This window comes from Mucilaginibacter rubeus (assembly GCF_014643835.1).
In the GTDB taxonomy this organism is placed as follows: domain Bacteria; phylum Bacteroidota; class Bacteroidia; order Sphingobacteriales; family Sphingobacteriaceae; genus Mucilaginibacter; species Mucilaginibacter rubeus.
Window position 1 is genome coordinate 54,261 of the sequence record NZ_BMKD01000011.1, and the last position, 24,772, is coordinate 79,032.

16 protein-coding genes are annotated in these 24,772 nt (G+C 44.0%); 8 read left to right on the forward strand and 8 right to left on the reverse strand.

Features of this window, described 5'->3' with window-relative positions:
• Positions 1-16: 16 nt before the first annotated feature.
• Positions 17-1,381 (reverse strand): TolC family protein, encoded by a 1,365-nt coding sequence (locus IEX80_RS26140; RefSeq protein WP_188834647.1) that lies wholly within the window; start codon positions 1,379-1,381, stop codon positions 17-19.
• Positions 1,365-2,012, reverse strand: a complete 648-nt coding sequence (locus tag IEX80_RS26145; RefSeq protein WP_188834648.1) for a TetR/AcrR family transcriptional regulator — start codon at positions 2,010-2,012, stop codon at positions 1,365-1,367. The genes IEX80_RS26140 and IEX80_RS26145 overlap by 17 nt, the downstream gene beginning before the upstream one ends.
• A gap of 263 nt (positions 2,013-2,275) precedes the next feature.
• Here IEX80_RS26145 and IEX80_RS26150 point away from each other — a divergent pair, with 263 nt between their 5' ends.
• The gene (locus tag IEX80_RS26150; RefSeq protein ID WP_188834649.1) at positions 2,276-4,729 is read left to right on the forward strand and encodes a PIG-L family deacetylase; all 2,454 of its coding nucleotides are present in this window, start codon (positions 2,276-2,278) and stop codon (positions 4,727-4,729) included.
• A 561-nt stretch (positions 4,730-5,290) separates the two neighbouring features.
• The gene (locus tag IEX80_RS26155) at positions 5,291-8,185 is read left to right on the forward strand and encodes a DEAD/DEAH box helicase (protein ID WP_188834650.1); all 2,895 of its coding nucleotides are present in this window, start codon (positions 5,291-5,293) and stop codon (positions 8,183-8,185) included.
• 141 nt (positions 8,186-8,326) lie between these two features.
• On the opposite strand, the gene IEX80_RS26160 is transcribed toward IEX80_RS26155, so the two are convergent.
• From IEX80_RS26160 to IEX80_RS26185, 6 genes are all read right to left on the reverse strand, one after another.
• A complete protein-coding gene (locus IEX80_RS26160; protein WP_176628837.1) occupies positions 8,327-9,583 on the reverse strand; it encodes a pyridoxal phosphate-dependent aminotransferase in 1,257 nt (418 codons plus the stop codon).
• Between the two features lie 250 nt (positions 9,584-9,833).
• Entirely contained in the window at positions 9,834-10,568 is a 735-nt protein-coding gene (locus IEX80_RS26165; protein ID WP_090534794.1) for an acyl-CoA desaturase, read from the reverse strand.
• A gap of 156 nt (positions 10,569-10,724) precedes the next feature.
• Positions 10,725-11,738: an LLM class flavin-dependent oxidoreductase gene (locus tag IEX80_RS26170; RefSeq protein ID WP_188834651.1), complete on the reverse strand. Its 1,014-nt coding sequence runs from the start codon at positions 11,736-11,738 to the stop codon at positions 10,725-10,727.
• A 183-nt stretch (positions 11,739-11,921) separates the two neighbouring features.
• Complete coding sequence (locus IEX80_RS26175; protein WP_188834652.1) at positions 11,922-15,251, reverse strand: vitamin B12-dependent ribonucleotide reductase; 3,330 nt, start codon at positions 15,249-15,251, stop codon at positions 11,922-11,924.
• A gap of 380 nt (positions 15,252-15,631) precedes the next feature.
• Positions 15,632-16,393, reverse strand: coding sequence for a phosphosulfolactate synthase (locus IEX80_RS26180; RefSeq protein ID WP_176628834.1), 762 nt, complete (start codon positions 16,391-16,393; stop codon positions 15,632-15,634).
• Between the two features lie 268 nt (positions 16,394-16,661).
• Positions 16,662-18,065, reverse strand: coding sequence for a tetratricopeptide repeat protein (locus tag IEX80_RS26185; protein ID WP_110586176.1), 1,404 nt, complete (start codon positions 18,063-18,065; stop codon positions 16,662-16,664).
• Between the two features lie 238 nt (positions 18,066-18,303).
• Here IEX80_RS26185 and amaB point away from each other — a divergent pair, with 238 nt between their 5' ends.
• From amaB to IEX80_RS26215, 6 genes are all read left to right on the forward strand, one after another.
• The gene (amaB, locus tag IEX80_RS26190; protein WP_176628869.1) at positions 18,304-19,845 is read left to right on the forward strand and encodes an L-piperidine-6-carboxylate dehydrogenase; all 1,542 of its coding nucleotides are present in this window, start codon (positions 18,304-18,306) and stop codon (positions 19,843-19,845) included.
• 273 nt (positions 19,846-20,118) lie between these two features.
• Positions 20,119-21,768, forward strand: a complete 1,650-nt coding sequence (locus tag IEX80_RS26195) for a S8 family serine peptidase (RefSeq protein ID WP_176628833.1) — start codon at positions 20,119-20,121, stop codon at positions 21,766-21,768.
• 162 nt (positions 21,769-21,930) lie between these two features.
• Positions 21,931-22,455: a YceD family protein gene (locus IEX80_RS26200; protein WP_188834653.1), complete on the forward strand. Its 525-nt coding sequence runs from the start codon at positions 21,931-21,933 to the stop codon at positions 22,453-22,455.
• Between the two features lie 16 nt (positions 22,456-22,471).
• The gene (gene rpmF / locus IEX80_RS26205) at positions 22,472-22,663 is read left to right on the forward strand and encodes a 50S ribosomal protein L32 (protein WP_090534782.1); all 192 of its coding nucleotides are present in this window, start codon (positions 22,472-22,474) and stop codon (positions 22,661-22,663) included.
• 16 nt (positions 22,664-22,679) lie between these two features.
• Complete coding sequence (gene plsX, locus IEX80_RS26210) at positions 22,680-23,618, forward strand: phosphate acyltransferase PlsX (RefSeq protein WP_090534780.1); 939 nt, start codon at positions 22,680-22,682, stop codon at positions 23,616-23,618.
• Between the two features lie 10 nt (positions 23,619-23,628).
• Positions 23,629-24,618 (forward strand): beta-ketoacyl-ACP synthase III, encoded by a 990-nt coding sequence (locus tag IEX80_RS26215; RefSeq protein WP_112651730.1) that lies wholly within the window; start codon positions 23,629-23,631, stop codon positions 24,616-24,618.
• Positions 24,619-24,772 lie beyond the last annotated feature (154 nt).

A 24,772-nucleotide genomic window follows, 5' to 3' on the forward strand; every position in this document is an offset into this window, starting at 1 on the left:
TAAAGGTTTGGTATTGTTATTTGTTGATTTTTCCTGTTGATTTTAATAGTGTATAGTAAGCCAGACCCGCATCGGCTTTAGCCAATTCTAAATTGATCTGTGCCTGGTAAAGCAAGGTTTCGGCATCGGCCCTATCGGTTGCAGATGCTATATTGCTTTTGTATTTTGATTCGAGGATCTTGTTGTTTTCACCGGCCTGATCAATAGAGGTTTGTAAAAGTTTAACCTTTTCAAGCGCCTGGGTATAGCTTTGGTAGCTTTGGTTCACTTCATTTTTTATCCTGTCGGTAGTGATGCCTTTGTTGATCTCAACCTGCTGCTCCTGGATCTTAGCCTCGGTAACTTTGTTCTTGTTGGTCCAAAGGGAGCTGAAGTTCCATGATACGGTTAATCCTACAGATATAGGGGTGATAAAATTACCGCTTTTAGGTATCGGGTTGGCGCTTACATCAACATAATAAGCAGCAGCCGATGCGCCTACCGTTGGCAGGTTATTAGCTTTAACGCTTTTAGTATTGGTTTCAGCAACGCGACTGCGTAAAGCAAATTGTTTAAACTCAGGGCGGGCGGCCATTGCTGTATCAAGGTAAGCAGTTAACGGAGATACCTGCCTGTCGGCTTCGGTGATCTGGTCGATGTTTAGCTGTGTCCCTTCCGGTAAACCTAACAACACATTAAGATTATAGTTGATGATACGACGGTTAGTTTCCAGGTCGACACCGTTAACCTCGATATTTGAGCGTTGTAATTGAAAGCGCAGCACATCGTTTTTGGTTACCAAACCCTGTTCAAAAAAACGCTGTGCCTGTTTAATTTGTACATCAACAGTAGCAAGGTTTTGAGCTACCACCTTTTTGCTTTGCAGCACTTTGTAAAGGTTATAGTACGAACTGATGATATCATAAACTACCTCGTCTTTATCATTTTCAACATCAAGGCGGGAAACCTGGGTGAGCAGATCGGTAGATTGGCGGGCATATTTCAATTTATTACCGCCAAATATGGTTTGGTTTAAGCTCAGGATCCCTAAATACGCATCGGCATGTGATGGCAGGTTAATGCTTTCAGAACCCAAGGCCAGCCTGTTGGCCGGGATCTGGGCACGATTGTAGCCATAACTTACTTTACCTGTTGGCAATGCTTCGTCTTTTGCCTGATTATATTGAGAAACAGCTTGCTCAACTTTCGAATTTGATAGTTTTAAAGTTTTGCTGTTTTCAAGGCCGAGTTTAATGGCTTCGTCAAGTGTAATTGTCCTGTCTTGTGCGCTGGCAGCAAAAGGCAGGTTCAAAACTATGAGGGCGATACTACCGCGTAAAATGGGCCGTAACACCTGCTTTAATAGCTTAAGGTGGTTGGTTTTGTTATTTTGAGTTGTCATGTTCTTTAACTAAATAAGCTTTTAAAAGTCTTTTCATGTATGTTTTAACACGTGGTTTCAGTTCATTCTCCATAAACTTTTCATCACGAATATCATGTCCCAGTATTAATGATGATAGCTGCGGCATGTTAACTATGTAATTTTTTGTGCCAAAAAGGGTAGCTATTACCAGTGCTATATCGGCATCTGTATGAAACAAGCCGCTGTTTACGCCTTCTTCCATAATCCTTTTTACCTCATATACATTTACCATCAGTATTTCGATGATCTTATCGGTAAGGTCGCCACGTTTATTCATGGACACTTCCCTGTTAATGAGTTTTTGAAAACAGTTGTTGGCTATGATGCGTTCAACGTAATTGTCGATACATTTATTCAGTTTATCCCAGGCATTCATGCTGCCATCGCTGTTAATATTTTGCAGCAGCGTACGGAACGAATTGATCTTGCGTTCAAAAACAGCCAGGAAAAGTCCTTCTTTTGATCCAAAATAGTAATTGAGCATAGCCATGTTTACACCGGCTTCGCCCGATATGGTACGGGTGGAGGCTCCGTCATAACCCAGGTCCGCGAATACCTTTTCGGCCACGTCGAGGATATGTTCCTTTTTATCTATTTTATCTTTTTCCATTGTTTTAACGGCACAAAATTAATCAAACGATTGATTAAGTGTATCGGATTGAAGCAGAAAAAGTTAATCAGTTGATTAAGATTACCATCAAATGACAGATTTGTTTGACAATGCTTGAAAAAATTGTAAAAATCAAAAGTGTTTGTTGAAACATTTAATATTTATCATTAAAAACTTTAACAGATTGATGGTCACCGTAATGGTTTTGTTATATTATTGATACAGGAAATACAGAATATCTATCTTTCAATATATTTGTTGCTATGAAGCGTATCCACCTCATTGCAGTATTCCTGTTTGCAACTGTTTTTTCAAAGGCCCAAACCAACCCACCTACCGATCTCGGCACTATTCAGCAAAACCTTAAAAAACTTGATGTGCTTGGTAGTGTATTATATGTTGCCGCCCATCCCGATGATGAAAACACCCGCCTGCTGGCTTACCTGGCGCAGGAAAAACATTATCGCACCGGTTACCTGTCGCTCACCCGTGGCGATGGCGGACAAAACCTGATAGGCAATGAGCAAAGTGAGCTGCTTGGTTTGATCCGTACGCAGGAATTGCTGGCTGCCCGCCGGATTGATGGCGCCGAACAGTTTTTTACCCGCGCCAATGATTTCGGCTTTTCAAAAGGACCGGAAGAAACGCTAAAGATCTGGGATAAGGAAAAAGTATTGGGCGATGTAGTTTGGGTGATCCGCAAATTCAGGCCGGATGTGATCATTTGCCGCTTCCCAACAACCGGCGAGGGGGGCCATGGGCATCATACCTCTTCCGCTATATTAGCGCAGGAAGCTTTTACAGCCGCCGCCGATCCAAACCGTTATCCGGAGCAGTTAAAATATGTAAAACCATGGCAGGCCAAACGCCTGATGTGGAACACTTTTAGTTTTGGCAACATTAATACTACCTCGGCCGATCAGTTTAAGATCAATGTTGGGGTTTATAATACCATCCTGGGTAAAGGTTATGGTGAAATAGCTGCCGAAAGCCGTAGCAATCACAAAACGCAGGGTTTTGGTTCGGCCAAACAACGCGGCGAATCATACGAATTTTTTAAAACTATTTTGGGCGATGCCCCGCAAAACGACCTCATGGATGGCGTTAATACCACCTGGAAGCGCGTTAAAGATGGCGATGCTATCTCAACGTTAACAGGTGTTATCAGCCGGAATTTTATTAGTGACGCGCCCGAAAAATCAGTACCGGCATTGGTACAATTGCTGACGAAAGTGGAGAAAATATCGGATAACTACTGGCGCGAACAAAAAACCAAAGAGCTGAACAACCTGATTACAGCTTGTGCCGGTCTTTGGTTTGAAGCTTACGCAGCCGAGCCAACATATGCTTTGGGCGATAAAATGAGCATACGTGCACAGGTGATCAACAGGTTTAACTATCGTGTTAAGATAAACAGCATTGATGCTAACGATAGCGCATTAGCATTGCAAAGCAAGGAGATACCATTTAATCAACTGCAAACTTTTGAAACTACTGCCGCCGCATCTATGTTAACGCAGCCGTACTGGCTTGCAGCCTCGCACCCCATTGGTGTTTACACTTTGCCCGATAACACCTTGGCCGGCAATCCCGAAAACCCAGATCTACCCAAAATTACCTTCCAGTTTATCATTGAGGGGAAGCCTATTAATATTGACCGCCGCATAATATATAAATACGTTGACCCGGTTAGGGGCGAGGTTTATCAGCCTATTGAAATAACGCCGCCGGTAACCGCCAATATCGAAGGCAAGGATTATATCTTCAGCACACAGCAGGTACAAACGGTATTGGTAAACCTGAAAAGTTTTACCAAAGCAAATGGAACCATCAGCCTGAAACCTGTTGCCGGTTGGAAAATAAGCCCCGAAAAAATTGACTTCACCGATAAGGATAAAAATGAGGAATGGTCAGTAGCATTTACGGTTACCCCAACTGATACTAAAACTAAGACTACCGATCTGGAAGCAGTGGTTAACGCTAACGGCCAACCATTTTCACTTAGCCTTCGCCGTATCAGGTATGATCACGTACCAGCTATTACCCTATTTCCGCCGGCACAAACAAAGCTTGTTTACCTCGATCTTAAACATAACGGCAGAAAAATAGGCTACATTGCCGGTGCCGGCGACCAAATGCCCGAAGCTTTGCGCCAGGTAGGTTATGATGTACATTTGCTAAGTGAAAATGAGGTGATGAATGGCGATCTTTCGGGTTATGACGCCATAGTAACCGGGGTACGGGCTTACAATGTGAATGAGCGCCTTGCTTATCAGCAGGCAAAACTAATGGCTTATGTAAAAAATGGCGGCAACCTGGTAGTGCAATACAACAATAACAATGGTATTGTTGTAAAACAAATAGGCCCGTATCCGTTCACTGTAGTGAACAGGAGGGTCACCGACGAAAATGCCGAGGTAACTGTTTTAGATCCTCAAAACCCGGTGTTAAACTATCCTAACAAAATAACCAATGATGATTTCAGCGGCTGGATCCAGGAGCGCGGATTGTATTTTGTAAGCAATATCGACCCGCAGTACAAACCCATTTTGCAAATGCATGATAAAGCCGAGGAGCCTCTTAACGGATCATTAATTGTTGGTGATTATGGCAAAGGCAGGTTTATATACACGTCACTCGCATTTTTCAGGGAATTACCTGCCGGTGTGCCCGGAGCTTACAGGTTGTTCATTAACTTGTTGAGCAAGCCAAAGTAAGCGAATAAATGCGCATTGCCAGGCGAAGATATCAGGATCCTCTGTGAGAGACCCTGATGGAACGTTAAAAAATCATGATGACGTATAAAAATAGTTTAGCGATAGTGCCTGGGCCGCGTTAGTGATAGTAGCGGATACCGGCCTTGTGGCTAATGCCTGTGCAGTATGAGCGGATAGCGCGGCCGCAGGCAACGCCCATATTTCTGATATTGATCAAAAAAACACATTTAAAAATCAACAACTTACAATAACGAAGACAACCCGACCGGAGGGAACTCATTAATACCTATATAATTATTAATAATCCCAAACTGTACAAGCAGCCACACAGAACTGCTCTTCTAAGTGGAGATTGCTTCGTACCTCGCTATTAAGGCTATCTTTATCTTTTCCTTTATTGAACGCGACTATCCGGCAAAAAACACTTTATGTTATCAAAACCGTGTCAATTTCAGCGCGTTAACAATTTTTTAATATAAAACTCTTTCAATTACAGTAAATTCTATTTACGTTTGAATTTTTTCTTGATGTAGCTTCAAATAATTTTTTACCCTGAAGCACATGTTACGCGTTGACAGTTCCAAACCATGCCAAATTATTTATGCCATTGCCAAGCATGACTACCTGTCGTATGTTATTGAGCCTCACATTGTTCAGCTTAACCCCAACGGTGAATTTTCGTTAACCCATCAGCGTTTATTTTCCAATACCGCCAAAGAATTTTGCGAGTTTTTGGACGAAACTGATATTAGGTTGATCAAATTGTTGGAGGAGATGGAGCAGGGAAATGTGATCAAAAGGTATTACAAAAAACCAATCCGCCCGTTCGAGTTTTTCTCCAAGATCTTCAATGAGCAGATGTTCGATATGATCCGCCCAAAACTGGAGAAACGGATAGCTGAAGCGTTGTCATTACTTTGCGGCAAGCAGGTATACCAGATGAGTAAAGAAGGTTATCCGGGCGAACGCAAACTTCAGCTGGCTGCCGAGGCGGCATCGGTGTTATTTCATTTCAGGCGCAGTGAAGAAGAGATCAGGTATTTTCCTACCATCAAATACCAGGGTATGCGCATCGAGTTCATGTTTAAAAATGCCGAGATAATTTGCAATCACCCGGCCTGGATGCTGCTCGACGATACCTTGTATTATTTTGATAAGGAAATTGAAGGTAAAAAACTACAGCCCTTCCTGAATAAGCGTTTCATCGCTATACCAAAATCGTCGGAGCAATCATACTTTGAAAAATTTGTGGCCCCGCTTATCGAAAAGCATAATGTTTATGCCGAAGGTTTTACCATCAATACCGAAAAGTATGATGCACGCCCCGTGCTTAAGCCCATTTATATTGAAGGCGGCACTTCGCAGTTGCAACTTTCCTTTAAGTATGCGGGCTATATATTTCCTTATGGCGATGGCAGGCACATTTCTGTGCGGATGGAAAAAACCGGTGATGATTACCTGTTTCACCGTATCAAGCGTTCAACTACCTGGGAAAAAGGCAAAATGCACCAATTGGAGCAAATGGGGCTTAAAATAGCTTCATCATTGTTCCAAAACCTTGAAGTTGCCGGACGCGATGAAGATGACGACCGCTCGTTCTCTGTTTTTGAATGGCTCAATCAGCATCATGATCAGCTTATTGAACAGGGCTTTGAACTGGAACAGCCTGAAGGGCAAAAACGCTACGTATTTGGCAGCAGTAAAATTGAGCTTGAAGTAACAGAAAATAACGACTGGTTTGATATCAACGCCATGGTGAGCTTCGGCCCCTACCGAATCCCTTTTATCCAGTTAAAAAACCATATCCTCAATCATAAAAAGGAATTTACATTACCATCGGGCGAGATAGCCGTGATTCCCGAAAAATGGTTTTCACAATACGGTAACCTGCTGCACTTTACCGAAGGCAGCAATGAGTTAAAATTACGCCGTCATCATATAGGCCTCGTTACCGATTTGGCCGAAGGCGAAATGGCCAGCGTTACCATGACCCGTAAACTGCAAAAGCTAACTAATTTTGATGAGCTGGAGGATGCGCCGATGCCTGTTAATTTTGAAGGTCATTTGAGGCCGTACCAAAAAGCAGGCTATAACTGGTTCCACTTTTTAAAGCAATACCACTTTGGCGGCTGCCTTGCCGATGATATGGGTTTGGGTAAAACCATCCAAACTTTATCACTGCTGCAAAAGCACAAGGAAGATACGGAAGAGGCTGGAGGCAAAGCCACTTCGCTGGTGATCATGCCAACCTCGCTGATATATAACTGGCTTAATGAGGCCCGCAAATTCGCGCCACAATTGAAACTTATGGTACATACGGGCACTATGCGCTACCGCAGTGCCGAAGTTTTTGCCAATTACGATGTGGTGATCACTACCTATGGTATCAGCCGCATTGATATCGAAATGTTTAAAGGCTTCTTTTTTGATTATGTGATCCTGGACGAAAGCCAGAATATCAAAAATCCGTCGTCGAAATCATACCAGGCGGTTAAACAGCTCAAGTCTCGCTTTAAATTGATCTTGAGCGGTACCCCGGTCGAAAATTCGGTTAACGATTTGTGGACGCAAATGTCGTTCATTAATCCTGGTTTATTGGGCGCGCAACAGTTTTTCCAAAACGAGTTTGTGGCGCCGATAGAAAAGAAAAAGGATGAAGATAAGGCCCGCAAACTTCAGGCCCTGATTAAGCCTTTTGTGTTACGCCGCACCAAAGAGCAGGTAGCAACAGAATTACCACCCAAAACTGAAAATCTTTTCTACTGCCAGATGACAGAAGAGCAGTCGTCGGTTTATGAAGAGGTAAAATCCGAATACCGGAATGAGTTGCTGAAAAGCCTGGAAGATGGCACGTTTGCTAAAACACAGATCCAGGTACTACAGGGCTTGATCAAGCTAAGACAAATTGCCAACCATCCGATCATGATCGATAAGGATTATGAAGGCGACAGCGGTAAATTTGAAGATGTGGTTCATACCTTAGGCAACGTGCTTGACGGTGGGCATAAAGTGCTCATATTTTCGCAGTTTGTAAAACAGCTGAGCATTTACCGCGAGCATTTTGAGCGCATTGGTATTCCTTACGTCTACCTGGACGGCGCTACGCAAAACCGGGGCGACGTGGTTAAACAATTCCAGGAGGATGAAAAAACGCGTGTGTTCCTGATCTCGATAAAAGCGGGGGGCGTAGGTCTTAACCTTACCGAAGCCGATTATGTGTTCATCCTCGACCCATGGTGGAACCCGGCTGTTGAGCAGCAAGCCATTGACCGCACACATCGTATCGGGCAAACCAAAAACGTTTTCATCTATAAATTCATCACCAAAGATTCGGTTGAAGAAAAGATCCTGGCCCTGCAACAGCGTAAGCTCAGTCTGTCAAGAGCATTGATCACTACCGAAGAAAGCTTCATTAAATCGCTTACAGCTGAGGATATTAAGGAAATATTGGGGTAACCGCCCCCTCCCAAACCTGTCCCCTGAAGAGAGAGTGCTTTAAACGAAAAAGCGATGAATAATTAATACTCATCGCTTTTTTCGTTCTAATAACACGCTGTTTTTAAAGTCTCACCCTTCAGGGGGAGATTTAGAGGGGGCTTATTTTAACTTGCTCAACGCCGCTTTAACCCTCGGTATCAGGGCTTGAATTTCGCTCAGCGGGGTAGCACCTACAGAGGCACGGAACCAGTTCACCTCATCACCTGTACCAAAGGCCGAGAATGGAACAAATGCGGCTCCGGCCTCTTTAATTAAATAAAAGTTAATATCTGCCGAATCTTTCAATACTTTGCCGTCCGGAGTGGTTTTGCCACTGTAATCTATTTTCAGGGTAAGGTAAATAGCGCCCATAGGTTCAATAGAATCTACGTTTAACCCGCTGGTTTTCATCTCCTGGAAACCTTCATGCAGGGCAGTAAGGCTTGCCTGGATCTTTCCTTTTAAGTCATCAAGATAACTGTTTACATCAGCCTCGTCAGTTAAAAATTTGGCCATAGCCATCTGTTCAGGCTTTGGCGACCAGGCACCCATGTGGCCTACAATGGCTTTCATATTTTCGATAACCAGCTCCGGCCCGAAACCCCAGCCTACACGTACACCAGTTGCTGCAAAACATTTTGAACCGCCATCAACAAAAATCGTGTAATCTTTTAATTCAGGGCGAAGGGTTACCGGATCGTAATGCTTATGCTCGCCAAAAGTTAACTGCGAGTAGATTTGATCGTATAATAAATACAGTGGTTTCTCACCCGCTGCACGGCTCTTGTTTTCGGCAATTACAAGGTCGCAGATCTCTTCCAGGTCCTTTTTGCTGAACATAGTACCGGTAGGATTTAAAGGCGAACACAACGCCAGCAAAGCCGCTCCTTTTAAATGCGGGCGAATATCATCTGCAGTAGGCATAAAATTATTTTCAGGAGCGGTAGGGATTATCACTGCATCAGCATTCAGCAGATCGCTGTAATGGTTATTGTTCCATGACGGTGCAGGGAAAACCACTTTTTCGCCGGGGTTAACTACCGCCAAAAATATAGAATAGATCAGCGGGCGCGAACCACCCGAAATCAGGATTTGGTTGGGTGCATAGTCAAGACCTAAACTTCTTTTCAAAAAGCCACTTACACTCTGGCGCAGATCAAGCATGCCATCAGCAGCCGGGTAGTTGGTTTGATTATGATTATAGGCGTCAATAATCTTTTCCTTTAGAGGAGTTGGAATAGGATAAATATTGGAATCGAAATCGCCGATGGTAAGGTTGGCGATATTCTGGCCTTGTCGTTTTAATTCGTTGATCTCGCCCGCAATCTTGATGATCTCCGAGCCATGCAAATTTTGAGCTAATAAGGAAACACTCATGGATTTATGTATTTATGAGCGGCAAAGATAGCCGATTGAGGTGAAAGGCGAAAGGGTATAGGAAGGTAAAAGGATAAAGGCAAAAGGTGAAAGGTTTATTTGAGGGATTACAAAAAGCTGTATGGCTAAAAGAAAACCTTTTGCCTTTGACCTTTTGCCTTTGACCTTTTGCCTTTAACCTAAAAAGAAAAGGTCAAAAGCAGAAAATAAAACCTTTTGCCTTTGACCTTTTGCCTTTAACCTTAAAAGCTTATAAATATGCTTTGCGCAGTTTAATGATCCGCATCCAGTGCATGAGTTTCATTACGGGGTAAACCGGGTCTATCTCAAACCATTTGGCGCCAAAATTGGCTTTGTTGGGGTGTTTGTGATGATTATTCTGAAACAGTTCGCCCAGCATTAAAAAATCAAACGGGGTAGTATTTTTTGATTTATCGCCATTATCAAAATTTTGATAACCATATTTATGACCGCACCAGTTTACAATAGCACCATGAATTGGCCCCATTAAAAAGTGGATAGGGATCAGCAGGAACATCCACCATGCGGTAGCAAACTCCACGTAAAATAAAATGTATAAAACACCAAATGAGATGCGTGACACCATTGATGAACCAATAAAATCAACAAAACGCCATTCAGGGATATTACCCTTAAAGCGCTCTTCAGGCTCCTTCAGCTTCCTTACATGCAGCCTGTAGCTTTTAGCCGTATATACCATCATCTGGAAAACATCCTTAAAAAAATGAGGCGAATGCGGGTCTTTTTCGGTATCGCTATATGCATGGTGTTCGCGGTGCATAATGGCATAAGCTCTTGGGTTCAGGAACGATGATCCCTGGCAAATATAGGTAAGCAGGTAAAAAGTCCCCTCGTAAAACTTATTGGTTGTGAACATTTTGTGAGACGCGTACCTGTGCAGAAAGAACGTTTGAAAAAATAGCGACAGAAACCAGTGCGCTATGAAAAATATGATAATAACCATTGAATTGTAGAAAATAGACTTATTTATAATCTTTCCAAAGATACAATTTAAAGCCTTATAAAGTTTTTAATATGTGAATAATCGTATCAGCCTCAATAAAAAATGCCGTTCCTGGCATAGAAACGGCATTTGCTAAAAAAAGTTGTTTTACGAGGATTATAATAATTCAAACTGTTCGGCCAATAAGCGGTACGATTCCAGCCTGTCTTCAAAATTTTCGGTAATGGTAACAGCCATAATTTCATCCACTTCGTAATCATTGGCAAGCCATTTTAACTTCAGCTCAAGCTCAGTTGGCGAGCCGGCAATTACGCGGTACCGGTTATAACGGATGCGTTCCTGCTCAGCCGGGGTATACTCAACATCTTTTACATCATCATAACTCAACGGAATTATTGGGCCCCCTTTTTCAAACTGTAAAAAACGGTGGTCCATAACGGCCTGGTGCTGCCTCACTTTTTCCTCATCTTCAGAACAGAAGATAAATACAGCTACATTGGCCTCTGGCTGTTGCAGGTCATCAGATGGCTGAAATCGCTCCTTGTATATTTTAACACTTTCGGGGCCGCCGTTGGGGTTAATAAAATGTGCAAACGAAAAACCCATACCAAAGTGTGCTGCAAATAAACCACTTTGCCCGCTTGAGCTTAGCAACCACATGTTAGGCACGGTTTTAATCTGCGGGATAGCCCTGATACGCGCCTGTATGGTTCCCGGTTCGTAAGTATCATGAAAGTAATTCTGCAGATCGGCCAGTTGCTCAACAAAGTCCTGCTCCCTAAACTGGTTTGAAGGGTTAAGCGCGGCTGCGGTGATCCTGTCGGTACCCGGCGCGCGGCCCATTCCAAGGTCAATCCGGCCGGGGAACAGCGCTTCCAGCATCCGAAAGTTTTCGGCAACTTTTAGTGTACTGTGGTTCGGCATCATAATACCTCCCGACCCCATGCGCATGTTTTTAGTTTCACCTGCTAAATGGGCTAACAATACCTCGGGTGTTGAACCTGCTATGATACCCATATTATGATGTTCCGAAATCCAGAAACGGGTATAGCCAAGGGTATCGGTATATTTTGCCAGTTGTATGGTTTCCTGTATGGCCTGCTCGGCAGTAGCGCCTTTTCTTATCGGCGACTGGTCAAGCACGCTCAATTTGATCTTATTTGTGCTCATATATATTCTGAACACAAAAATAAGCATCGGGTTGCAGGTGGGGTTTATGTCCGGGCTTTTATGGCATTGCAATTACCATTACTGCTGCATCAATTTTACGCCTGGTAATAAATAAGCCCCGCCTGGGGAGCGGGGCTAAACATAATTAACTATTTATAATTGATTTGAAAAAATCCGTATTGATTACGAGCATCCCATTGAGTTGCCGCAGTTTAAGCATTTGTAACAGGTACCCGAACGAACCGTGGTATGCCCGCAAACGTTACAACTCGGCGCATCACTTTGAACGCCCATACTAACATCGAAAGATAAGCCTTTTCTTTGAGCATTAATAGAATTATCTGAAGATTGCGTAGATGGCTGGTACGCATTGGTTTCATCGGCATTAAAATCCTCATCACCCATTTGCGGGTTTCCCAATACGCCGTTTTTATCGGTTATGATGTGTACCAGGTCGGTGCGGTCCTGGTATTCATAGCCCAGCATCCTGAAAATATAATCAATAATGGAGGTTGCACTTTTAATATTGGTATGCCCTACCACCATTCCCGCCGGTTCAAAACGGGTGAAGGTAAATTTTTCTACGTATTCCTCCAGCGGTACACCATATTGCAGACCGATAGAAACCGCGATGGCAAAACAGTTCATCAATGAGCGGAAAGTTGCACCTTCTTTATGCATATCTACAAAAATCTCGCCCAGGGTGCCGTCTTCATATTCTCCAGTACGCACAAATACGGTTTGCCCGTCAATACTGGCCTTTTGCGTAAAGCCGCGGCGTTTGTATGGCAGGTGTTTCTTTTGCACCACGCGCGAAAGCTGGCGCATAAAATTGGTATCCTTTGATTTTTCCATGATGGCCATGGCTGCTTCAATAACCTGCTCGGGTGTCAGATCGCTCAGTTTTACGTTGGCAGCTTCGCCTAATACTTCTTCAATTGTATCCAGCTTGTCATCAGCTTCTTCCTTAACATCTGATTTGGTTGAGAGCGGTTGTGATAGCTTACAGCCATCACGATAAAGTGCGTTGGCTTTCAGGCCCAGCTTCCACGAAAGTTCGTAGCAATCTTTGATTTCATCAACTTTGGCTTCGTTTGGCAGGTTGATGGTTTTTGAAATGGCACCCGAAAGAAATGGCTGCGCTGCTGCCATCATTTTGATGTGCCCATGGGCATGGATATAGCGCTCGCCTTTTGCGCCGCATTTGTTGGCGCAATCAAAAATAGGATAATGATGTTGTTTCAGGTACGGCGCTCCCTCGATGGTCATAGTACCGCAGATATACTCGTTAGCTTCTGCAATTTGTTTTTTGCTGAAACCAAGTGCGCGCAGCACATTAAAATCGGGCGCATTATACTGCTCGGCCGTGATGCCCAAACGTTTCAAACATTCTTCACCCAGCGACCAGATATTGAAAGCAAAGCTGATCTCAAAGGCAGATACCAGGCCCTTGTCCAGTTTTTCCAGTTCATCATCATTAAAACCTTTGGCTTTAAGCGCATCTATATTGATATGCGGAGCACCTTTTAGGGTTGCTGCACCTTTAGCATAATTAACTATGGCGGTAACCTCATGATCCTGGTAACCTAAATTGCGCAAAGCCTCGGGCACGGCCTGGTTAATAATTTTGAAGTAGCCCCCACCAGATAACTTTTTGAATTTCACCAACGCAAAATCCGGTTCGATACCGGTAGTATCGCAATCCATCACTAAACCGATAGTTCCCGTAGGCGCAATAACGGTAGTTTGCGCATTGCGGTAACCGTATTTTTCGCCCATTTCAACGGCCCTGTCCCAGGCATTGCAGGCCGCTGCAAGCAGGTAATCGGGGCAGTGCTTTGGGTTGATGCCCGGAGGGGTAATTTCCAGGCCCTCATAGTTTTCGGTAGAGTTATACGCAGCATAGCGATGGTTGCGCATCACCCGCATCATGTGCTCTTTGTTATCATTATAGCGGCTGAATGTACCGAGCTCACGGGCCATTTCGGCCGAGGTTCCATAGGCAGTACCGGTCATGATGGCGGTAATGGCTCCGCCAATAGCACGGGCCTCATCGCTGTCATAAGGAATGCCGTTCACCATCAGGGCCGAACCCAGGTTGGCATAACCAAGGCCAAGCGTACGGTAATCATAGGATAATTGTGCCACCTCTTTTGATGGGAATTGTGCCATCAATACGGAGATTTCCAGTACAATGGTCCACATGCGGCAGGCATGTTCAAAACCCTTTACATCAAACACGCGCGTTTGCGGATTAAAGAAATGGGCAAGGTTGATGGATGCCAGGTTACAGGCCGTATTATCCAAAAACATATACTCCGAACAGGGGTTAGATGCATTGATCCTGCCACCTTGGGGGCATGTATGCCACTCATTAATAGTGCTATCAAACTGAACACCCGGATCGGCACAGGCCCAGGCGGCAAATGCGATATCATCCCACAGTTTTTGTGAGGATATGGATTTAACGGTTTTGCCGGTCATCCGACTGGTTAGGTTCCAAGCCGAGCCGGTTTTAAGTGCTGTGAAAAAGCTATTGGGAATGCGTACCGAATTATTGGAATTTTGACCCGATACCGTGCGATAGGCCTCACCTTCATAATCAGACGAATAACCTGCGGCTATCAGGGCCGCTACTTTCTTTTCTTCTTCTACTTTCCAGTTCACAAAACCCTCAATTTCGGGGTGATCCAGATCAAGGCAAACCATTTTGGCTGCCCTGCGGGTTGTCCCGCCCGATTTGATGGCTCCCGCTGCCCTGTCGCCGATTTTCAGGAATGACATCAGTCCTGATGAATAACCACCGCCCGATAGCTTTTCACTCTCGCCGCGGATCTTAGAAAAGTTTGTGCCTACGCCCGATCCGTATTTGAAAATGCGGGCTTCACGAACCCAAAGGTCCATAATGCCGCCCTCGTTCACCAAATCGTCATCAACAGAAAGGATGAAGCAGGCGTGCGGCTGCGGGCGTTCATATGCTGAAGTTGATTTACTTAACTGTTCTGTTACCGGGTCTACATAATAATGCCCCTGTGGTTTGCCGGTAATGCCGTATGAGGTATGCAGACCGGTATTGAACCATTGCGGCGAGTTTGGAGCAGCCAGTTGGCCAACAATAGTATAAACTATTTCATCATAAAAGATCTCAGCATCTTTTGGTGAAGCAAAATAACCATATCGCATGCCCCAATCTTTCCAGCAGTTGGCCATACGATGGGCAACTTGTTTAATGCTTTTTTCAGATCCGGTTGAGCCGTCGGGTTGAGGTACGCCTGCCTTACGGAAATATTTTTGAGCCAGGATATCAGTAGCCACCTGCGACCAGCCCGCCGGTACCTCGACATCGTTCATTTCAAATACAGCATCGCCTGAGGGGTTGCGGATCACCGACGATCGCTTTTCATATTTAAACAGGTCGTAAACACTGGTACCTTCTTTGGTGAAATAGCGTTCGGCTTTGAGCCCCTTTTCCCCGCTTGCTGCGGGCGCCTTCCTGGTAATGTTTTTAGCCATAGCTTTTACAGATTATGATAAAATTAACTGAGTACGTGCAACGTTAAAAAGGTTCAGGGGTTTTAAATCAAATCTATTAGTATGCTGAACAGCATAATAGCCGGAGTTTTCCACATGCCTGGAATAACATGCATCCCTTGTTCTTATGCAAGAGAAATTAATTGATTTTTAAATACTTGCAGTGTTGATAATTAAGAATTCATGTGTTTTTTTTAAAAAAGGCATATAGTTTTAACAATGCTCAGTCACTGTGTTTTAGCCTGCCGGCGCCAGTCTTGTGAGGTTGCATGTGTGTAAGGTTGACTCTTGCTTTCTAAAACAAAAAGCCTCCGGATTGCTCCGGAGGCTGGGTAAATTGTTATATTAAGATCAGTCAACAATTACATCTCTAAAAAATGGTCGAAAGTATCGCTGCGGATACCTAACCTTAGGGTTTCAAGCGGGATGATATCCGTTGGGGCGATATTACCCAGGCTTACATTTGCGCCTATCAATTTAATGAACCAAACTTGCTGCGCTTTTTGAGGCGCTTCCCAAATAATAGTCCCTTCAGGAATCTGGGTTAGGATCTCATCAATCAATCCCTGGCGTACCTCTCCCGAATCACGATAAATACCCACATTTCCGCTTTCACGTGCTTCAGCAATTACTTTCCATGAGCCGGCCTCAATTTCGGCATTCATCAGTTTGATCCATTTATAAGGGGCAAAAATCTTTTGAACATCTTTTGAGCCAACTTCGGATATTACCGTAACCTGTTTGGCCAGCTCGCTGATATAGTTACATTTAACATCATGCTCAATGGTGATGGAACCATCGGATACTTCGCAATGTTCCAGTTGGTACTTATCCAATAAACGGCGGTAATCGTCAAACTGGTTACGTACAATAAAGGCCTCAAACAAGGTTCCCCCAAAATAAACAGGGATCCCCGCCTCCCGGTAGAGCTTTAGCTTTTGTTCAAGGTTAGGGGTTACATATGATGTAGCCCAACCCAGCTTTACAATATCGGTATACTGCCCGCCAACTTCAATAAAATCTTCAACCTGGCGCAAGCTAAGGCCTTTATCCATAACCATGGTAATACCTTTATCACGTGGTTTAGTTGTACGGTCAGGAAGATGATTAATAGTGTAGTTCATTGTAAGTATTTGTTATAGCCTATAACTAAAAGTTCTAACGAAGCAAAGGTCGCAACAAATATGCAGATGTGCAAATTTCAAATGTTAAATGATTTTAAAGCTCATGGTAAATTCATTATTGTGATTTTTATGGTGAGTGGTTGATTGGGTTGATTAGGAGAGTAGTTTAAATACCCCTAAAACACAAAAGACGCATAATACGCGCCTTTTATGTTTTAATTTTTATTAGTGAGATAATTCACCTAATCAACCCAATCAACCATTCTCCCTACTTAGTATACCTGTTGATAATATCCACAATCACTTTATTCTTTTGCAATTGCGGCAGGTAATCAAACAGGATGTAATGTTTTTCCGGATCGGCTGCTAAAGCATACTCCAGGTTGTTAAGGGCTTCATTGTATTCGCCTTTGGCAAACAGGTAAGCCACCATACGGTAGTATAGCTCGGCCGCTTCGGGGTTATTTTTGATAGCCTGGGCTATAATTTCAATAGCTTCATTAAGCTTTTGCTGCTCGTAAAGTATCGACGAATAATCAAGCCAGGCATCAATATCAAGCGGATTTAGCTCAACCACCTTTTCGTAAGCCTTTTCTGCTTCATCCAAATGCCCGAGCTTATATTCGGCATCGGCAATAGCAAACCAGTAATCGGCATTGGCGATGTCAAGGTCAAGTGCCTTTTTATAAAAGTGCAGGGCCTCAAAATAGCGCTCCTCAAAATCAAGGGTTACACCTATCCCAAACCAGGCATCGGCCAGCTTTGGATCCATTTTAACCGATTTTTTGTAGAAAGCCCGGGCGTCGTCCATTTGCTCCAGCTTTTCGTAGCATTCGCCAATGGCACAATACGTATCGGCATTAGGCTGTTCATACTCAAAAGTATGACGGTATACTTCTATAGCTTCTGCATATTTTTCAAGGTTAACCAGTGCGTTGCCTTTGTTAAAATAGGCCGAAGCAAAGCTGTCCTTAATTAATATAGCATAGTCATAAGCATCGATGGCTTTTTCAAACAGGCTTAGCTTGGTATAAGCGTTGCCCAAGTTATACCAGGCCGCGTAGCTGTACGGTTCGTTATCGATATATTGCTGATAAAACTGTACGCTTTCCTGCTGGTTGTCCATCACGTCGTAGCAAAAAGCCAGCTCGTAAAGGGCATCCTGGTTTTCCATATTTTGCTTAAGGCAAAGCTTAAGATAGGTTATAGCAGTATCATAATCGCCCATGTTTTGATAAACGTAGGCTATGTGCAGCAGGATCTCGTCGGTCTCTTCGGCAAGGTCAAGCGCTTTTTCGTAATTTTCCAGCGCCTCGGAGTAACGCTCCAGGCTTTCGTACAGATTACCACGGATGATATAGATATCCGCGTCAGATGCTTCGAGCATAGCAGCTTTATCCAGTGCGGCAAAAGCCTCCGGAACCTTGTTGCTTACCACAAGCAGTTGGGCCTGTTTAATCAGGAAAATTGCCGCAAAAGGGTGCTGGCTCCGCGCGTACTCTGCTACCTGTAATGCCCTGGCCGGATCATTTTTTTCGATGTAGTAGTCGATAATGTTCTCAAACGCCTGGGCATCAAAAAAGTACAAGTCCTGATTTCTGATCATTTCCTCGTACCGTTCTACCGAGAATTTTGGGTCTTCGGTAAAACCAAATTCAAATTCTTCTTCCATTCAATTTTGTTTGCAGAACATCCGCTTTAGGTTGACAAATTGCCTTGTAAAGACTTATTGAGTTCAAATTACAATAAGTAAGCATCCAAAATGCAATTTAGTTTTCAACATTCAAACATTCTTAACAACTGTTCAATACAAAGCATTGATAATTAATGACAATGGATACAACAGGCAAGCGATGAGTGATTCTGAAAAATTGCCCTAAAGATTTCTACCTTTGGCAAAAGTAACAATTATGGAGCCTAATATTTCAGATATCCTAAAACGTTTACATATAAACGATATTAATGACGCCTTTAGTACAGGCAGTACCTGGGGCAGCAGCGACGGTGCCGCAGTAAAAGATATAACATCGCCGGTCGACGGCAAAAAAATAGCATCAGTAAGGCTGGCAACCGAAGCAGATTATAACCAGGCGGTTGAGCAGGCAGCCAAAGCATTTAAAACCTGGCGCAAAACCCCGGCACCTAAACGGGGCGAAATAGTGCGCCAGATTGGTGAGGCTTTACGCGCAGCCAAACAAGACCTGGGCACCCTGGTGTCCTACGAAATGGGCAAAAGCCTGCAGGAAGGCCTGGGCGAGGTGCAGGAGATGATAGATATTGCCGATTTTGCAGTTGGCTTAAGCCGCCAGCTTTACGGTTTAACCATGCACAGCGAAAGGCCAGAGCACCGCATGTATGAGCAATATCACCCGCTGGGCATTGTAGGTATTATTTCGGCATTTAACTTCCCCGTGGCGGTTTGGAGCTGGAACTCCTTACTTGCCTGGGTTTGCGGCGATGTATGCATCTGGAAACCATCCGAAAAAACGCCTTTAACGGCTATTGCCTGCCAGCATATAGCGCAGGAGGTGTTTAAAAAGAATAATATTGAAGAAGGTGTTTCATGCCTGGTTATTGGCGACCGTAACATAGGCGAACTTATGGCTGCTGATACACGCGTTCCGTTAGTATCTGCCACCGGCTCAACCCGTATGGGTAAAGCTGTAAGTGCCGCGGTTGGCGCAAGGCTGGGCAAAAGCCTGTTGGAACTTGGCGGTAATAATGCCATCATCATCAGTGAAAATGCCGATTTAGACATGTCGCTCATCGGCGCGGTGTTTGGCGCCGTGGGTACTGCCGGCCAGCGTTGTACCAGTACCCGCAGGCTTATTATTCATGAAAGCGTTTACGAGGCATTTAAGCAAAAGCTGGTTAACGCTTATAAGCAGATCAGGATTGGAAATCCATTGGATGAACACAACCATATGGGCCCGTTGATTGACACCGATGCTGTTGCCTTGTATCTTGAGTCGATTGAAAAATGCAAGGCCGAAGGCGGCAATTTTGTGGTTGAGGGCGGTAAGCTGGAAGGCGTTGGTTATGAATCTGGTTGCTATGTTAAACCGTGCATTGCCGAAGTTGAAAATCACTTTAAGATAGTGCAGCATGAAACCTTTGCCCCTATCCTTTACCTCATCAAATACAATACTATTGAGGAGGCTATCGATCTGCAAAATGGTGTTCCGCAGGGATTGTCATCGGCTATTATGACCAATAATTTGCGCGAGGCAGAACAATTTTTATCCTACGCAGGTTCTGATTGCGGAATTGCCAATGTTAACATCGGTACATCGGGCGCCGAAATAGGCGGCGCTTTCGGCGGTGAAAAGGAAACAGGCGGCGGCAGGGAGTCAGGCTCGGATGCATGGAAAGTTTATATGAGGCGGCAAACCAATACTATAAACTATTCAAAAACGCTGCCTTTAGCTCAGGGGATAAAGTTTGATTTGTAAAGTCTGAACCAGGATTGGGGGCGATTTTTAAGATTTATGGGATTTGCTTGTCCTATTTATAAGTAGGACGGGAATAAAATCCCGATTTATAAACAGGATAAGAAATAAAATCCTGGCCATCCACATAATCCACCCAAATCCCGGTTCGGATAGTTTCACTAACGCCCCGGAAAATAAAAATTAACCTAAATGAAAGTCGGCACGTAAAAAGCCGGAAGATTAAACTAAAACAATTTATTAAGTCTTAGATAAGACATACTATAACCCAAGTTCATGTTCAAATTTTGCAAGTACGTAAGCGCAACCACTTTATCAGCAGCATTATTAGTTAATTTACCGGTATCGGCACAACAGGCACCTGTTGCCGACCCCGCCCCGCCAAAAGCCTGGCACCTGCTTGATTTAAAGGAAAGCGGCTTTTACGGCATCAGTTTAAAGCAAGCATACCTGTTTGTACAAGGCAAAAAAAGCAAACCTGTTCTCGTCGCAACTATCGACAGCGGTGCCGACACCCTGCAAACGGACCTAAAAACGGTGCTATGGGTGAATAAAAAGGAGATCCCGGGAAACGGCATTGATGACGACCATAATGGCTACGTTGACGATATACATGGATGGAACTTTTTAGGCGGCCCCGGCGGCAAAGCCGACTTTACCGAAACCACAGAAGAGGTACGTGAATACAATAAATTAAAAGGTAAATATGCTTCGGTTACGGATTCGACCGCTACCAATAAAAAAGAATATGCTTACTGGCTGCGTGTTAAAACGGTTTATGATTCAACAGTAAACAAGGCCAATACCGAAATCGGCCAGCTTTCGCCGGTGATGAACGCGTTGATGGTTACCAGCGGGTATATTAAGCGCGGTCTGAACTTACCGGCAAACGGCACTTTTACCCAGGCCGACCTTGTAAAGGTTAAAGCCACTAATGACACCCTAAGCCAAAGCAAATATGTTTGGGAATCGGTGTTTTCGCAGGAGGGCGCGGGTTCTACCAATGCCAAAATCATTAAGGACCTGAGCGAATACCTGGCGAAACTTAACAATGATGTATCGCCCGACCTTACATCGCGCAAACGCATTGTAGGCGATGATCCGGATACAATGGATGGCAAACCATATGGCAATAACCTGGTAAAATTTGCAGATGCGGCACATGGCACCGGTGTGGCCGGGCTCATTGGCGCGGTGCGTAACAACAATTATGGTATCAATGGCGTGGCCGATAATGTAAAACTGATGATCATTAAGGCCATCCCTAATGGCGATGAATATGATAAAGACGTAGCCAATGCTATACGCTACGCGGTTGATAACGGTGCCAGGGTGGTTAACATGAGTTTCGGAAAAAAGATCTCGCCGCACAAGGAATGGGTAGATGCCGCTTTCAAATATGCTGCCTCAAAGGATGTTTTATTAGTGATGGCTGCCGGTAACGATAACCAGGATATGGATCTTCAGCCCGAATTTCCAAATGATATTTTTTTAGATGGCTCATCAAGCGATGCTGATAACGTGATTAGCGTTGGTGCATCGGGGCCCAGAATGGGGCAAAACCTTGCCGGTGATTTTTCCAATTACGGCAAAAAGAGCGTTGATATATTTGCGCCAGGGGTAAAAGTTACCTCAATTACTACCGATGCTGAGGTTGATACAGAAGACGGCACCAGCTTTTCGTCGCCAATAACGGCAGGCATTGCGGCTTTGATATTAGAATACTATCCAAGCCTGAGTGCTAAGCAGGTAAAGGAAGCTATTTTAGGCTCGGCAACACCGCTAAGGGGCACCATGGTATTAAAACCCGGCAGCAAAACCGAAAAGGTTGATTTTACAACGCTATCCAAAACCGGGGGCATAGTCAATGCATACAAAGCGCTGCAAATTGCCTCAAAAATGAAGGGCGAGGTTTTATCAAACTAATTCCATAAAGATAGAACAGTGATTTTTGCATTGCGCAAAAATCACTGTACTCCAGCCTTTTACCTTTCTCCTTTTACCTTTAACCTCCTCAAAAGGGCAAAATAAAAAAACACTTTCCAGTTATGGTATTTTTCTCTACATTTGCGGGCTAATTGTTGCTCATTGAAATCGCTTAAAAAATATTCGATTCCCTTTACGGGGCTTAAACTTGGGAAACACCAGTTTGAGTATGACATACAGGATGACTTTTTTGATGAGTTTGAATATTCGCTCGTAAAAAAAGCAACCCTGCACTGTGAGGTTGAACTGGATAAGCAGGAAACTATGCTGATCCTGCATTTTAAGATAGACGGCACAATTGATACTACCTGCGACAGGTGTTTATCGCAACTGCCGCAGCAGGTTGATATTACTGAACAGCAAATAGCTAAGTTCAGCGATGAACTGATAGATGAAGACGAGGAGATCATTACCCTTGGCAAAAACGATCATGAGATTGATATAGCCGGGCTGATTTACGAATACATTAACGTTGCAGTGCCGTTTATATCGGTTTGCGACAACGAGGGTGAAACCCCTTATTGTGATAAAGAAATGCTTGAAAAACTAAATAGTTTTTCGGCAAATGGTGAACAAAGTGAGCAAACAGACCCACGGTGGGATGCGCTCAGGAAAATGAATAAATAATTAATATTAGGATATTATGCCACATCCAAAGCGGAAATTTTCGAAATCAAGGAGAGATAAACGCAGAACGCATTACAAAGCGGAAGCTCCAACTTTAACTACCTGCCAAACTACAGGCGCTGTGCATTTGCCGCACAGGGCATATACTGTTGATGGTAATGTTTACTACAACGGTAAAGTTCTTATTGAGAAAGCAGCAGTAGCATAAGTTTAATTTTCTGAAAATGAAGATTGGCTTAGATATTATGGGCGGTGATTACGCTCCCAAAGCAGCTGTTTTAGGAGCTATCGAAGCGTATAAAACTTTATCTGCCGACCAGAAACTGGTACTTATTGGCGATAAGGAAGTTACAGTAAGTATTCTTCAGGAAAATGGTGTAAGCCCTGATAACTTCGAGTTTGTACATACAACCGAAGTTATTGGCATGGGTGAGCATCCTACCAAAGCTATTGTTCAGAAGCCTGATTCGAGCATATCAGTTGGTTTCCAGCTGTTAAAAAGCGGCGAAATCCAGGCCTTCTCATCGGCTGGCAATACCGGCGCCATGCTTGTTGGTGCCATGTTCAGCGTAAAAACTATTCCGGGTGTTGTACGCCCGGCAATGACTACTATTGTACCCAAACTTAAAGGCGGTTTGGGTATTTTGTTGGATGTAGGTGCCAATGCTGATTGTAAGCCTGATGTGCTTGTTCAGTTCGGTGTACTCGGCAGTTTATTTGCACAGGCAGTTTATGATATCAGCAACCCGCGTGTTGCTCTCATGAACATTGGCGAAGAAGAAGAAAAAGGTAATATCCTTAGCCAGGCCACCTACCCATTAATGAAGGCTACATCGTTGTTTAACTTTGTAGGTAATGTTGAAGGACGCGATCTTTTCAGTGAAAGCGCCGACGTTTATGTATGCGACGGTTTTACCGGCAATGTAATATTAAAGCTTGCCGAATCGTTCTATGTTATAACGCGGAAGAAACAGCTAAAGGACGAGTTTTTTGACAGGTTTAATTATGAACAATACGGTGGCAGCCCTATACTGGGTGTAAATGCCCCCGTTGTTGTTGGTCACGGCATCTCGAGCCCCGAGGCAATAAAAAACATGGTCCTTTTATCAAGGAACATGGTGGAGAGTAACCTCGTTGATAAAATAAAACAAGCATTCCAGTAATTTTATAAAGATGAGTAAAGTTCATGCCGCTATTACCGCAGTACATGGTTACGTTCCCGACTATGTATTAACCAACCAGGAACTGGAAACGATGGTTGATACAAATGACGAATGGATAACCAGCCGTACCGGTATCAAAGAGCGGCGCATATTAAAAGGCGAAGGCCTTGCTACATCTGATATGGCGGTCCCTGCCGTTACCGAGCTGCTCAGAAAACGCGGCATCGGTGCCGAGGAGATCGATCTTATCATCTTTTGTACTACTACCCCAGATATGATCTTCCCGGCTACAGCAAACCTTTTAGCGCATAAAATTGGTGCTAAAAACGCATGGGGATTTGATTTGCAGGCAGCCTGTTCAGGCTTCGTATACGGTTTAACCACAGGCGCTCAATTTATTGAAAGCGGCAAACATAAAAAGGTGCTGGTTGTTGGCGGCGATAAAATGTCGGCCATTATTAACTACCAAGACCGTGCTACCTGCATCATTTTTGGCGACGGCTGCGGCGCGGTATTGCTTGAGCCTAATGAAGAAGGCAACGGAGTTATCGATTCTATTTTAAAGAGCGATGGTTCGGGCAGTCAGTACTTAAACCTGAAAGCCGGCGGTTCATTGAAACCGGCGAGCCATGAAACGGTTGATGCTAAAGAACACTTCGCCTACCAGGAAGGCCAGGCCGTGTTTAAATTTGCGGTAACCAATATGGCCGATGTTGCGCACGAGGTAATGGAACGCAACCACCTTACCGGTGATGATATTGCCTGGCTGGTACCACACCAGGCCAACAAGCGTATTATCGATGCTACTGCAAACCGTACAGGTATAAGCTCAGATAAAGTGATCGTTAACATCGAGCGCTATGGCAATACCACCAACGGCACCATCCCGCTTTGCCTGTGGGAATGGGAAAGCAAGTTTAAAAAAGGGGATAACCTCATTTTAGCAGCCTTTGGCGGTGGCTTTACCTGGGGTTCAGTTTATTTAAAATGGGCTTATTGATGTGCTGATTCCAGATGTGCGGATGTGCCAATTTACATAAAGGAAGTATATTCATCACATCAGAAATTTAAAACATCTGTAAAAAGTACATGTTATCTGCTTAAGGGAATAGAAAACAGACCGCTTAATTACGATAGCCGGTCATTTTAAAAGC

Bases quoted from the DNA above. Each gene is read 5' to 3' on its own strand.
- IEX80_RS26175 (WP_188834652.1), bottom strand. From the start codon at position 15,251: ATGGCTAAAAACATTACCAGGAAGGCGCCCGCAGCAAGCGGGGAAAAG.
- IEX80_RS26150 (WP_188834649.1), top strand. From the start codon at position 2,276: ATGAAGCGTATCCACCTCATTGCAGTATTCCTGTTTGCAACTGTTTTT.
- IEX80_RS26160 (WP_176628837.1), bottom strand. From the start codon at position 9,583: ATGAGTGTTTCCTTATTAGCTCAAAATTTGCATGGCTCGGAGATCATC.
- IEX80_RS26170 (WP_188834651.1), bottom strand. From the start codon at position 11,738: ATGAGCACAAATAAGATCAAATTGAGCGTGCTTGACCAGTCGCCGATA.
- IEX80_RS26185 (WP_110586176.1), bottom strand. From the start codon at position 18,065: ATGGAAGAAGAATTTGAATTTGGTTTTACCGAAGACCCAAAATTCTCG.
- IEX80_RS26165 (WP_090534794.1), bottom strand. From the start codon at position 10,568: ATGGTTATTATCATATTTTTCATAGCGCACTGGTTTCTGTCGCTATTT.
- IEX80_RS26155 (WP_188834650.1), top strand. From the start codon at position 5,291: ATGTTACGCGTTGACAGTTCCAAACCATGCCAAATTATTTATGCCATT.
- IEX80_RS26215 (WP_112651730.1), top strand. From the start codon at position 23,629: ATGAGTAAAGTTCATGCCGCTATTACCGCAGTACATGGTTACGTTCCC.
- plsX (WP_090534780.1), top strand. From the start codon at position 22,680: ATGAAGATTGGCTTAGATATTATGGGCGGTGATTACGCTCCCAAAGCA.
- IEX80_RS26195 (WP_176628833.1), top strand. From the start codon at position 20,119: ATGTTCAAATTTTGCAAGTACGTAAGCGCAACCACTTTATCAGCAGCA.
- IEX80_RS26145 (WP_188834648.1), bottom strand. From the start codon at position 2,012: ATGGAAAAAGATAAAATAGATAAAAAGGAACATATCCTCGACGTGGCC.
- rpmF (WP_090534782.1), top strand. From the start codon at position 22,472: ATGCCACATCCAAAGCGGAAATTTTCGAAATCAAGGAGAGATAAACGC.
- IEX80_RS26180 (WP_176628834.1), bottom strand. From the start codon at position 16,393: ATGAACTACACTATTAATCATCTTCCTGACCGTACAACTAAACCACGT.
- amaB (WP_176628869.1), top strand. From the start codon at position 18,304: ATGGAGCCTAATATTTCAGATATCCTAAAACGTTTACATATAAACGAT.
- IEX80_RS26140 (WP_188834647.1), bottom strand. From the start codon at position 1,381: ATGACAACTCAAAATAACAAAACCAACCACCTTAAGCTATTAAAGCAG.